The following is a 12,356-nucleotide window of genomic DNA, read 5'->3' on the forward strand; positions in this document are numbered from 1 at the left end:
GAGTACATAGTGATCACCGAGAGAGGACGAGAGAGGAGAGGAGACCAAGGGGGAAGCGTTCCCGGCGGGAGCCGGGAGGAGCTCACTCCGTGACGGCGTACGCCTCCACCGACCACAGCGAATACCCGTACGGCGTGGCCCGCTTCTCGCCCTGCACCCGTACGAAGCGCACGTCCCGCTCGTCCATGCGGACGCTCTCGGCACCGCCCCGGCCGTCCCGCACCGACGCCGCCGTCCGCCAGCGGCGGCCGTCCGGCGAGACCTGGACGCGGTACGCCGAGGGGTGGGCGTCCTGCCAGCGCAGCACGACCTGCCCGAGCCGGGCCGGGCGGGGCAGCTCCACCTGCCACCAGGCGTCGTCGTCGACCGGGGACGACCAGCGGGTGTCCGGGTCGCCGTCGTTCGCCGCCGACGCGGGGAAGTCGGGCGTCTCGTCGCCCGAGGAGCGCGCCGTGCCGGTGCGGGCGAGGTCGGCTCCGCCGGTGGGCGGGAAAGCACGGACGGTGAGCGTGCGGGTCGCTCCCGCGAACCCCAGCCGGATGTCGTACGACCGTCGCGGCGAACCGCGCTCCACGGTCACCTCGACCGGGACCTCCACCGTCGTGCCGCGCGGCACCGTCAGCTCGCTCGTGGGCACCCGCACCCGGACGCCCTCGGGCGCCTCGACGGTGAGCCTGCCGCGGGCGTCGGCGGGGCGCAGCGAGCCCAGGCCGGCCGTCAGCCGCTCCGCCTTGCCGTTCTCGGCGTCCAGGAGGTCGCGCGTCAGCGTCAGGGAGGTGGCGGGGGAGTCCGTGAACCAGGGGACCAGGTGGCGTACGCGGGAGGGCGCGGGGCCGGTGACCCGGACGGCGTCCGCCTGCTGCCGGCCGAGCGTCTCACCCGCTACGCGCACCTCGGTCGCGCCCGACGCGGACAGCCCGCCGATCGCCCGCCAGCCCTGACCCGGCACGTGCAGCTCCACCCTGCCCTCGGTGCCGGGGTCGGCGAGGACCGTCACGGCGTTCAGGGCCCGGGGGCGCGGGAAGCGGAGGGTGCGGCCGCCCGGGTCGCCGGGGTTCGGGGGCGGCTCGCGGTCGATGCCCGACCAGGCCGCGTACGCCTTCTGCGCCCGCCGCAGGAAGGGGGCCAGCACGTCCGTGCCGACCTCGACCGGGGCCGGCTCCAGCCGGGCGCGCAGAGTGCCGAGCCTGCGATACGCCGTCCAGGCCGCCGCCGTGTCACCGGCGCGCTGCGCGTCCAGCATGTCGAGGGCGACCGTGCCGACCTCGCCGTAGCGCGCCAGCTGCTCCGCCCAGGGGTCGACCTCGGAGGCGAGGCCGGTGCCCGAAAGCCGCCGGGGCAACTCACGCAGCACCCCGAACGCGTCCCGCAACCGCCGCGCGGCGTCACCGCCCGTCCCCTCGCCACTCGCCGCACGAGACCGCCAGTACGCCTCCACCAACGGCCTCAGATACGCGGACTCCTCGCCGCCGAGGACCGACGACGCGTCGTTCCCGGCGAGCGCGGACAGGGCCTCCTCGCGGCTCCGGTCGCCGTCCGCGAGGTCGGTGACGGCGGCGCGCCAGGACTCGTCGGGGTTGTAGGCGCGGGGGTTCCAGGCGTAGTCGGCGGTGGTGAACAGCGGGATGCGGGACGCCTCCGGCTGTTGCATCGCGTTGGCGAGCAGGGCGGCCGAGCCGGTGGCCACGGCCGGTTCGCGGCCCTGGTAGGGGCCGAGGAAGATGCGGCCGGGGTCGTAGTCGTTGACCGGGTAGTTGTCCATCGTGACCAGCGGGTGCCGGAGCGCCTCCCGCGCGTCGGCCAGTTCACCGCCCGTGATGGTGCGGGGCACCACCCCGACGCCCGTCCAGGCCACCTCGACGCCCGCGTTCAGCGCGTGCGCGAGAGCCCGCCGGTAGTCGGTCGTGCCGTCCTCGTAGTACTCGGTGGGCATCAGCGACAGCGCGGGGGCGCCGGGGTGCCGGTCCGCCAGGTGCCGGGCCACCGCGTTCGCCACCCGGGCCTGGGCCCGTGCGGCGGCCCGCGGCCCGGAGCCGAACCGGTCGGCGTCCGCCTCGCAGTGCCACTCGCTGTAGCTGACGTCCTGGAACTGGAGCTGGAAGGCCCGGAAGCCCAGCGCCCACATCGCGTCGAGCTTGCGGGCCAGCGCACGCACGTCGGCGTCCGACGCGAAGCACATCGCCTGGCCCGGAGCCACCGCCCACCCGAGGGTGACGTGGTTGCGGCGAGCCCGCTCGGCCAGCTCCCGGAACTCGGCCCGCTGCCGCGCCGGGTACGGCTCCCGCCAGCGGGCCTGCCGGTAGAGGTCGTCACCGGGGGCGTACAGGTAACGGTTCTGCTTGGTGCGCCCCATGAAGTCGAGCTGCCCGAGCCGCTGCCGGTGCGTCCACGCGGTGCCGTAGAAGCCCTCGGTGATGCCGCGGACGGCGGTGCCGGGCCAGTCGCGCACGACAGCCGCGGCGATGGTGCCGCCGGGGCGCACGAGCTGCCGCAGCGTCTGCACGGCGTGGAAGAGGCCGTCCTCCCCGGTGCCGGTCAGGGAGATGCCGTCCCCGGCGACCAGGAGTTCGTAACCCCCGGTGGGGAGGGCATGGCGGTCGCCGGGCCGGGCCGGTTGGGTCCGGGCGCGCACGGTCAGGGCCCCTGGCCGTGCCTCGGCGGAGTCGGTGATCCGGCGGGCCCCGGCCTGCCGCAGCACCTCGCGCAGCGCCTCGACGGCGTACCGGTCGGCTCCGGCGTCGGTGATCAGGGCGACCTCGTCCGGCACCGCCACCGGGGCGCCGTTCCCGCGCAGGGACTGCGGTCGCGGCCAGACGGAAAGCCGCGGCCCGGCGGTGTCGGGCGCGGGTGTCGCGGTGGTGTCCGGGGCGGGCGGGGCAGCCACCGCGGTGGGCGGGATGCCGAGGCTTCCGGCGACGAGGGCGACCGCGAGAGCCGCTGTCCGCTTCCCACGCCTCAGTCCCACAGGCCCCCTCCTGATGTGTTCGACCGGGAGAACGAGCCCACCACCCGCCCGGTGCGGGTGTCAACGAGAGTGGCCATTGTGACCGAATTGCCGGAACCTGGAAGGAGTGGTGGCACGCGAAATGTGACCAGGAGCACGATGTTCTGCCTGGGGCGTCTGACATCGCGTCGACTGGGTAGGGCTGCCACAACCCGTCGAACGACGAACCAGACAAGGAGGCCCCCGTGGCTGCGATGACTTTCCTTCCGCTCCCGGCCCCGTCCAAACCCGTGGCGGACACGTCCGCCGACCTCGACCCGCACTATGACGACCCCCGCTACGACGACCCGCACTACTGCGTCTTCAGCGCCGAGAGCGCCTGCGCCGAGCCCCCGCTGACCAGCGAGCCCCCGCTGCCCGACGCCGAGCCCCTCACCAGCGAACCGCCCCTCGCCGAATCCGCCCCGCTGACCAGCGAGCCCTCCACTCTCGTCCCGGACTGCATGAGGGCCTAGATGACCGCACCGCGGCCGGCCGACCCGCCCTCCGAGGACCTGTCCCGCCTCGCCGACCTGCACGGCGTCGCCACCTCTTACAGTCCGTCCCCGGACCGTACGGTCGCGGCCTCGGCCACCGCGGTCACCCGCACCCTCGCCGCTCTCGGGGTGGAGGCGAGCACGCCCGGCGCCGTCCGCGCCGCGCTCGCCGCCCGGGAGCGGGAACTGGGTGCCCGGCTCCTGCCGCCCACGGTGGTCGGCTGGGGCACCGGCACGCCGGCCGCCCTGGCCACGCTCCCCGAGGGCACCCGGCTGCGCGTCCACACCGAGCAGGGCGAGACCCGCGCCTCGGCGGAGCAGCTCCCGCCGGGCGTCCACCGCCTGACCGCCACCGCCCCCGACGGCCGCACGGCCACCGCTTACCTGGTCATCGCCCCGGCCCGTCTGCCCACCCCCGCCGCACGCTCGCACGGACTCCTCGTCCAGCTCTACTCCCTGCTGTCCCGCCGCTCCTGGGGCATGGGCGACCTCGGCGACCTCACGGAACTGGCCGGCTGGGCCGGGCGGGCGCTCGGCGCCGGCTTCGTCCAGGTCAACCCGCTGCACGCGGCCGTGCCCGGCGCCCCCACCGACCCCTCCCCGTACCGCCCCTCCTCACGCCGCTTCCCCGACCCGGTGCACCTGCGGATCGAGGACGTCCCCGAGTACGCCTACATCAAGGACCGCGAGCGCCTCGACGCCCTGCTGGAAAAGTCCGGCCGGCTGCGCACGGCGGTGCTGGAGGAGGGCGCGCTGATCGATCGGGACGCCGTGTGGGAGCTCAAGCGCGAGGCACTCGAGCTGCTGTGCGACGTGCCGCTCGGCCCCGGCAGGCGCGCCGCCTACTGCGACTTCCTCGCCGAACAGGGCCAGGCCCTGGAGGACCACGCCACCTGGTGCGCGCTCGCCGAGGTGCACGGCTCGGACTGGCACCGCTGGCCGACCGGCCTGCGCGACCCCCGCTCGGCCGACACGGCCCGCGCGCGGAGAGGCCTCATGGACCGGGTCGACTTCTGGTCCCGGCTCGCCTGGCTCACCGACACCCAGCTCACCGCGGCGCAGCGCGCCGGACGCGAGGCCGGCATGCCCGTCGGCGTCGTGCACGACCTCGCGGTCGGCGTGCACCCCGGTGGCGCCGACGCCTGGGCACAGCGGGAGTACTTCGCCGCCGGGATGTCGGTGGGCGCGCCGCCGGACGCCTTCAACGCCCGCGGCCAGGACTGGGGCCTGCCGCCCTGGCGCCCCGACCGCCTGGCCGCGTCGGGCTACGCCCCGTTCCGCGAACTGCTCCGGGCCCTCTTCCGTTACGCCGGGGCCCTGCGCATCGACCACGTCATGGGCCTGTTCCGCCTGTGGTGGGTGCCGCAGGGCCACCCGCCCACGGAGGGCACCTACGTCCGCTACGACGCCGAGGCCATGCTCGCCGTGCTGGTCCTGGAGGCCTCCCGGGCCGGGGCGCTGGTGATCGGCGAGGACCTGGGCACCGTCGAGCCCGGCGTCCGCGAGGCGCTGCGCGAGCGCGGCGTGCTCGGCACGTCCGTCCTGTGGTTCGAACGCGACTGGGAGGGCGACGGCCGCCCCCTGCCCCCCGAGAGCTGGCGCTCCGACTGCCTGGCCACCGCCACCACCCACGACCTGCCCTCCACGGCCGCCCGCCTCACCGGTGAGCACGTCGAGCTCCGCGACAGCCTCGGTCTGCTCACCCGCCCGCTGGAGGAGGAGCGCGCCGAGGCCGCCGCCGACACGGGGGAGTGGCTGGCCCTGCTGACCGGCCTCGGCCTGCTGCACGGCGCCGGTGGCAGCGACACCTCCTCGGAGGAGGCCGAGATCCAGGCCGTCCATCGCTTCCTGCTCCGCACCCCGGCCCGCCTGGTCGGCGTCTGGCTCCCGGACGGCGTGGGTGACCGCCGCCCGCAGAACCTCCCGGGCACGTGGGACCAGTACCCGAACTGGCGGCTGCCGATCGCTGACGCGCAGGGCCGCCCGGTGACCCTGGAGGACCTGGCGGCCTCGCCCCGGCTGCACGCGCTGATGGCCGTGCTGAACGAGCAGGGCCAGGCGCCGCCCGGTCCGGCAGCACCCGGCCCGTCCCGTGCTTGAGCGCGCCGCCGTTCAGGTCGCCGGGGGCTGAACGGCCCCGCGGCGGGGCCCGGCGGCGGCAGCCCCCGGACGACGGCGCACATGCCCCGGGGCCTCTTACGGCACCCCGGCCGCGCGTGCCCCACCGGCGTTGGATACTTTTGACACCGTGGACAAGAAGAACGCCCTGCGCGCCGGCGCCCTGGCAGCCGGTACGACGCTGATGATGCTGCTCATGTCGTCGCCCGCCTCCGCGCTCACCCGCGACGACGGTGACGACCCCGGTCCGGGCCTGAGCGTCATCGAGACGCTGGGCCTCTTCGTCGTGGCCCCGATCGTGCTGTACCTGGTCATCCACGGCCTGGTGATGATCGGCGACAAGTCGCACAAGAAGAAGGACCCGACCAGCTCCAACATCACCACCAAGGCGGGCGCGAAGGCCGACGCCAAGGCCTGACCCAGGGCTCCTCGCCGAGGGCGCCGTCGCGGTCACCGTACGAACGGGACCGGGGCGGCGCCCTCGGTGTCGTCAGGGCCGGTCCGCCCCCGCCGGCAGCTTCCGCAGCAGGCCCGCCGGGAGACCGGCCTGGTCGGCGTCGAGGGCGGACAGGACCACTGTCTGCACCGCCGGCCCCCCCGAGAGCGTGTGGACGCCCGGCAGTACCGGGCGCCCCACGATCACCTGCGGCCGGTTACGCCGCCGCCGCGTCCGCCCGCTGGGCGCGCAGGGCGCGCTCCACGCCGGCCCGGGACTCCGAGACCAGCCGCCGCAGGGCCGCGTTCGGCTCGGCGGCGGTCAGCCAGGAGTCCGTCATGTCCAGGGTCTCCTGGGAGACCTGGACGGTCGGGTAGAGGCCGACGGCGATCTGCTGGGCCATCTCGTGGGAGCGGGACTCCCAGATGTCCTTGACCACCTCGAAGTAGCGGTACGCGTACGGGGCGAGCAGCTCACGCTGGTCGGTCTGGACGAAGCCGGCGATGACCGCCTCCTGCACCGCGTTCGGCAGCTTGTCGGAGTCCACGACCGAGGCCCACGCCTCCGCCTTGGCCTCCGGGGTCGGTCGGGCCGCCCGGGCCGTGGCGGCGTGGCGCTCACCGGCGGCCGTCCGGTCACGGTCGTACTCGCCCGCGATCTCCGCCTCGTCGAACCGGCCGACCGCCGCGAGCCGCTGCACGAACGTCCACCGCAGCTCCGTGTCGACGACCAGGCCCTCGATGGTCTGCGAGCCGTCCAGCAGCGCGTCCAGCAGGTCCAGCTGCTCGGGCGTCCGGGCCGTCGCGGCGAACGCGCGCGCCCACGCCAGCTGGTGGTCGCTGCCCGGCGCCGCCGCCCGCAGGTGGGCCAGGGTCGCGTCGGTCCAGCGGGCCAGCAGCGCCTCGCGGGCGGCCGGGTCGGCGTACAGGTCGATCGCCAGCTTCGCCTGACGCTGCAACGACTGCACGACGCCGATGTCGGACTCCTTGCCGATACCCGACAGCACCAGGGACAGGTAGTCGCGGGCCGCGAGCTCCGCGTCCCGCGTCATGTCCCAGGCGGACGCCCAGCACAGGGCGCGGGGCAGGGACCACTCGAAGTCGCCGAGGTGCTGTGTCACGAAGGCCAGGGACTGCTCGTCCAGCCGGACCTTGGCGTACGACAGGTCGTCGTCGTTGAGCAGCACCACGGCCGGGCGGCGCTTGCCCACGAGCTGCGGTACGGCGGTCAGCTCGCCGTCCACGTCCAGCTCGACGCGCTCGTTCCGCACCAGCTTGCCGCTGTCGCCGTCGAGGTCGTACAGGCCCACGGCGATGCGGTGCGGACGCAGGGTCGGCTCACCCTTGGCGCCGGCGGGCAGGGCCGGGGCCTCCTGGCGGATCGCGAAGGAGGTGACGACACCCTCGGCGTCCGTCTCGATCTCCGGGCGCAGCACGTTGATACCGGCCGTCTGCAGCCACTTCTCCGACCACGTCTTCAGGTCACGGCCGGAGGTCTCCTCCAGTGCGCCCAGCAGGTCGGACAGGCGCGTGTTGCCGTAGGCGTGGCGCTTGAAGTAGGCCTGCACGCCCCGGAAGAACTCGTCCATGCCGACGTAGGCGACGAGCTGCTTCAGGACGCTGGCGCCCTTGGCGTAGGTGATGCCGTCGAAGTTGACCAGGACGTCGTCCAGGTCCCGGATCTCCGCCATGATCGGGTGGGTGGACGGCAGCTGGTCCTGCCGGTACGCCCACGTCTTCATGGAGTTGGCGAACGTGGTCCACGCGTGCGGCCACCGGCTCCCCGGCGCGTGCGCCTGGCAGGCGATGGAGGTGTACGTGGCGAACGACTCGTTCAGCCACAGGTCGTTCCACCACTCCATGGTCACGAGGTCGCCGAACCACATGTGGGCCAGCTCGTGCAGGATGGTCTCCGCGCGCATCTCGTACGCCGCGTCCGTCACCTTCGACCGGAACACGTACTGGTCGCGGATGGTCACCGCGCCCGCGTTCTCCATCGCGCCCGCGTTGAACTCGGGCACGAACAGCTGGTCGTACTTCGCGAACGGGTACGTGTAGTCGAACTTCTGCTGGAACCAGTCGAAGCCCTGCCGGGTCACCTCGAAGATGGCGTCCGAGTCGAGGTACTCGGCGAGCGAGGGGCGGCAGTAGATGCCCAGCGGCACGCTCTGCCCGTCCTTCTCGTACACGCTGTGCACCGAGTGGTACGGGCCGACGATCAGCGCCGTGATGTACGACGAGATGCGCGGCGTCGGCTCGAAGACCCAGACGTTGTCCTGGGGCTCCGGCGTGGGCGAGTTGGAGACGACGGTCCAGCCCTCCGGCGCCCTCACGGTGAACTGGAAGGTCGCCTTCAGGTCCGGCTGCTCGAAGCTCGCGAACACCCGGCGCGCGTCCGGCACCTCGAACTGGGTGTACAGGTAGGCCTGTTCGTCGACCGGGTCGACGAAACGGTGCAGGCCCTCACCGGTGTTGGTGTACGCGCAGTCGGCGACGACCCGCAGGATGTTGCGGCCCCCCAGCAGACCGGGCAGGGCGATGCGGGAGTCCGCGAAGACCTCGGCGGGGTCGAGCGAGTCGCCGTTCAGCGTCACCTCGTGCACGGTCGGCGCCACCAGGTCGATGAACGTCTCCGCACCGTTCTCCGCCGTCACGTCGAAGCGCACCGTGGTCACGGACCGGTAGGTGCCGCCCTCCTGCGCGCCGGAGAGGTCGAGTTCGATCTCGTACGAGTCAACGGCGAGCAGCTTCGCCCGCTGCTGCGCCTCTTCGCGGGTCAGGTTTGTGCCAGGCACGCGGTCATCTCCTCGGTATGGGTGGGTTGCGTCATCTTTCCACGGCGGCCTGGCATCAGGCGACGACCTGGCAGCGTCCTAGGGATACCCCTCGGGCGGTGCCGCGCGGGACCGCGACGTCCGGAATCCGCCGGTGACGCGCGCCGGCGCGAGTGACCCTGACGGACATGACGACCTACACCACCCACCCCATCGCTCCGCGCGCCCTCGAGGAACTGCGCACGACCGACGACGCCGGCCGCCCGATGGCCCCGTTCACCGACACCGAGGGCGGTGCTCTCCTCCGCTGCTGCCTGCGCCGCAGCGAGCCGGGCGAACGCGTCGCCCTGGTCTCCTACGCGCCCCTGCGCCGCTGGGCCTCGGAGACGGACGCGGCACCGGGCGCCTACGACGAGGTGGGCCCGGTCTTCATCCACGCGGGGGAATGCGGGGGCCCGGTCGGCGACACCCTCCCCTTCACCAACGCTCACCGCACGCTCCGCCGCTACGCGGCCGAGGGCCGCATCCTGGGCGGCGAACTGGTCGGGACACCGGATGCCTTCGAACCGGCCCTCACAAAAGCGTTCGACGACCCGGCCGTGGCGCTCGTCCACGTCCGGGCCGTCGAGTACGGCTGTTTCCTCTACGAGGTGCGCAGGGGGTAGGGGTCAGCCCTTCAGCTCAGCGGCCACCAGCTCCGCGATCTGGACCGCGTTCAGCGCGGCGCCCTTGCGGAGGTTGTCGTTGGAGACGAACAGCGCCAGGCCGTTGTCCACCGTCTCGTCGCGGCGGATGCGGCCGACGTAGGACGGGTCCTTGCCGGCGGCCTGGAGGGGGGTGGGGATGTCGGTGACGACGACGCCCGGCGCGTCGGCCAGCAGCTCCGTCGCGCGCTCCGGGGAGATCGGGCGGGCGAAGCGGGCGTTGACCTGGAGGGAGTGGCCGGAGAAGACCGGGACGCGCACGCAGGTACCGGAGACCTTCAGCTCGGGGATCTCCAGGATCTTGCGGGACTCGTTGCGGAGCTTCTGCTCCTCGTCGGTCTCGTTCAGGCCGTCGTCGACGATGCTGCCCGCGAGCGGCAGCACGTTGAAGGCGATGGGGCGCTTGTAGACGCCCGGCTCCGGGAAGTCGACGGCCTCGCCGTCATGGGTGAGCTTGTCGGCGTCGGCGACGACCTTCTGCGCCTGGCCGTGCAGCTCGGCCACGCCCGCGAGGCCGGAGCCGGACACCGCCTGGTAGGTGGCGACGACCAGGGCCTCCAGGCCCGCCTCCTCGTGCAGGGGACGCAGGACCGGCATGGCGGCCATCGTCGTGCAGTTCGGGTTGGCGATGATGCCCTTGGGGCGGTTCTTGATCGCGTGCGGGTTCACCTCGGAGACGACCAGCGGGACCTCCGGGTGCTTGCGCCACGCGGAGGAGTTGTCGATCACCACGGCGCCCTGCGAGGCGACCTTCTCGGCCAGCGCCTTGGACGTGGCACCGCCGGCGGAGAACAGCACGATGTCCAGGCCGGTGTAGTCGGCGGTCGCCGCGTCCTCCACCGTCACGCCGTCCAGCTCCGTGCCCGCCGAGCGGGCCGAGGCGAACAGGCGCAGCTCGGTGACCGGGAAGTTCCGCTCCGTGAGGATCCTGCGCATGACCGTGCCCACCTGTCCGGTGGCTCCGACGATTCCGACCCTCACGGTGACTCCCTCTCGTGCGTCTCTTCACGTGCTCGTTGCTTGGCCGAGGCTTTTCCATCATGCGGCCGACCACAGCCGGTCTGTCCACTTCTTTCCCCGGTCTGCCCGGGGAGTGGGACGGCGTGTCTCGACGCATGGTTGCGGACGTCCGGTGTCCGCCCCCGCTGAGCTGGAGAAATTCGCTCCCCGGGGGGCATGGGCCGCAAGGTCGCCTGCCCTTGTTGCTCTCGGCCACACGGGAGTGTGACGTATACCTCTGTCGCTCCGCCGGAGACCGGCCGGAAAAACGCCGAACGTTCCGGGCGGTGCCGGCGTCGTAGGAGAAACACGGTGAGGGGGTGGCTTGTGCTGCTGCGCGGAAGGGCCCGGCGCGGGCGGGAGGCGCCGCGGGCCGGTGCCGGCGACGGTCCGCCGGGCGTGGCTGATCCGCGGGGCGCGGCTGATGCGTCGGCCGCGGTGGATCGCGACGCGGCTCGTGCGCCGGCCGGGGCCGACCCGCTGGACGCGGCGCAGGAGCGCCGGGTGCGGGCGGTGCTCGCGCTGGGCGGTGTGCCGCAGTCGGACCTGCCGGACGGGGTACAGCAGGTCCGACTGCGGCTGCTGGAGCGGGCCGCGAGCGGGCGGGAGACGCCCCGGGACGTCTCGGCGTGGGCGGCGGTCGTGGCCTCCAACCTCGCCATGGACTGGCACCGGGCCAAGCGCCGCCAGGAGCGCCTCGGGGAGCGGCTGGCCGCCCTGCGGCAGTCGGCGCATCCCTCCGGCGAGGACACCAGTGTGCTCTCCGTCGCCGTCGCCCAGGGTCTGGACGAGCTGCCCGACGCCCAGCGCCAGGTCGTCGTCCTGCGTTTCTACGCCGACCTGCCGGTCCGCTCCATCGCCGAGCAGCTCGGCGTCCCGGAGGGCACGGTCAAGAGCCGGCTGCACACGGCGGTACGGGCCCTGCGCGCCCGCCTGCACGAGGACGAGGTGGTGTGACGTGACCGCCCGGAACGATGGCGACCGTTGTGACGCCGGTGGCGTGTACCACGGGGTGCACGACGGCGAATACGACGGCGAGTACGACGGTGAGTACGACGGCATGGACCCGCTGATGGCCGTACTCGTCGGCGGCCCGCTGCCGGAGGGCGCCCGGCAGGACGCCGGCTTCATGACGGCCCACAGTGCGGCGGAGGCCGATGTGGCGCTGCTGCGGGAACAGCTGGGGCTGATCGGTGACCGGCTGGCGCGCGACGCCGAGCCGTCCGTGCGGCCGGACGCCGCTACCGGCACGGCCGTGACCTCACTGTCCGAGCGACGCGGTCGCCCCCGTCCCCTTCGCCTCTCCATGGCCCTGCGCGGCCTGGCCGCCGCCGCGGCGGCCGCAGCCGTCGTGGGAATGGGCTGGCTCGTCGTGCAGAGCGGTACGGGGGCGGGAGGCGACAACGCGGGCAGCTCCGCCGCCGACAGCGCGGCCAAGCCGCAGCGAGGCGCCGAGAGCGGCAAGCTCGGCCACGCCGGCTACCTCGCCTGCGCGCGGCTGGTCGTCGAGGGCACCGTCGCCGAGGTCGAGCCGGCCCCCGGCACCGGGCAGGACCGCGTCACCCTCGACGTGAACCGCTCCTACAAGCCCGCCGAGGGGCAGGACCAGGTCGTCTTCGTCCTCGCCGAGGACACCGGCCCCCGACCGCGCCCCGGCGACCACGTCCTCGTCGGCATCACACGCGGGCAGGCCGAGCCGGATCTGTGGACGACGGGGGAGAAGGAGATCGCCCGCGACCGGGCGTGGATCACCGCCGCCCTGCCGCAGTCCCGCGCGGTCGCCTGCCCGGGAGCCCAGTAAGAAGGGCGGGCGCCCGTACGGACGCCCGCCCTCACCTCATGTGGT

At 73.7% G+C, this 12,356-nt stretch carries 9 protein-coding genes; 6 read left to right on the forward strand and 3 right to left on the reverse strand.

All coding sequences use genetic code 11. From position 1 onward, the window contains the following. Positions 1–82 precede the first annotated feature (82 nt). Positions 83–2,965 (reverse strand): beta-N-acetylglucosaminidase domain-containing protein, encoded by a 2,883-nt coding sequence (locus IE97_RS0112910; protein ID WP_030237137.1) that lies wholly within the window; start codon positions 2,963–2,965, stop codon positions 83–85. A 224-nt stretch (positions 2,966–3,189) separates the two neighbouring features. Here IE97_RS0112910 and IE97_RS0112915 point away from each other — a divergent pair, with 224 nt between their 5' ends. The 3 genes from IE97_RS0112915 to IE97_RS0112925 all read left to right on the forward strand — a co-directional run bounded on the left by IE97_RS0112915 (position 3,190) and on the right by IE97_RS0112925 (position 6,016). Then, positions 3,190–3,459: a hypothetical protein gene (locus tag IE97_RS0112915; RefSeq protein WP_030237140.1), complete on the forward strand. Its 270-nt coding sequence runs from the start codon at positions 3,190–3,192 to the stop codon at positions 3,457–3,459. Beyond that, positions 3,460–5,580 (forward strand): 4-alpha-glucanotransferase, encoded by a 2,121-nt coding sequence (gene malQ / locus IE97_RS0112920; protein ID WP_030237144.1) that lies wholly within the window; start codon positions 3,460–3,462, stop codon positions 5,578–5,580. It abuts the gene before it with no gap. Between the two features lie 148 nt (positions 5,581–5,728). Further along, positions 5,729–6,016, forward strand: coding sequence for a hypothetical protein (locus IE97_RS0112925; RefSeq protein ID WP_030237147.1), 288 nt, complete (start codon positions 5,729–5,731; stop codon positions 6,014–6,016). 235 nt (positions 6,017–6,251) lie between these two features. Here IE97_RS0112925 and pepN read toward each other — a convergent pair whose 3' ends face one another. Further along, positions 6,252–8,828 carry an aminopeptidase N gene (gene pepN / locus IE97_RS0112935; protein WP_030237150.1) on the reverse strand — a complete coding sequence of 859 codons (2,577 nt, stop codon included), beginning with the start codon at positions 8,826–8,828 and terminating at the stop codon, positions 6,252–6,254. A gap of 167 nt (positions 8,829–8,995) precedes the next feature. On the opposite strand from pepN, the gene IE97_RS0112940 reads away from it, so the two are divergent. After that, on the forward strand, positions 8,996–9,472 hold the full coding sequence (locus IE97_RS0112940) for a DUF1203 domain-containing protein (protein ID WP_030237153.1): 477 nt from the start codon (positions 8,996–8,998) through the stop codon (positions 9,470–9,472). Positions 9,473–9,475: 3 nt separating this feature from the next. On the opposite strand, the gene IE97_RS0112945 is transcribed toward IE97_RS0112940, so the two are convergent. After that, entirely contained in the window at positions 9,476–10,492 is a 1,017-nt protein-coding gene (locus tag IE97_RS0112945; RefSeq protein ID WP_030237158.1) for an aspartate-semialdehyde dehydrogenase, read from the reverse strand. Positions 10,493–10,840: 348 nt separating this feature from the next. Here IE97_RS0112945 and IE97_RS0112950 point away from each other — a divergent pair, with 348 nt between their 5' ends. Both IE97_RS0112950 and IE97_RS0112955 read left to right on the forward strand, forming a co-directional pair. Beyond that, complete coding sequence (locus tag IE97_RS0112950) at positions 10,841–11,467, forward strand: RNA polymerase sigma factor (protein WP_420706081.1); 627 nt, start codon at positions 10,841–10,843, stop codon at positions 11,465–11,467. Position 11,468: 1 nt separating this feature from the next. Further along, positions 11,469–12,311: a hypothetical protein gene (locus IE97_RS0112955; protein WP_234331808.1), complete on the forward strand. Its 843-nt coding sequence runs from the start codon at positions 11,469–11,471 to the stop codon at positions 12,309–12,311. Positions 12,312–12,356 lie beyond the last annotated feature (45 nt).

It is taken from the genome of Streptomyces sp. NRRL S-455 (assembly GCF_000717875.1).
In the GTDB taxonomy this organism is placed as follows: domain Bacteria; phylum Actinomycetota; class Actinomycetes; order Streptomycetales; family Streptomycetaceae; genus Streptomyces.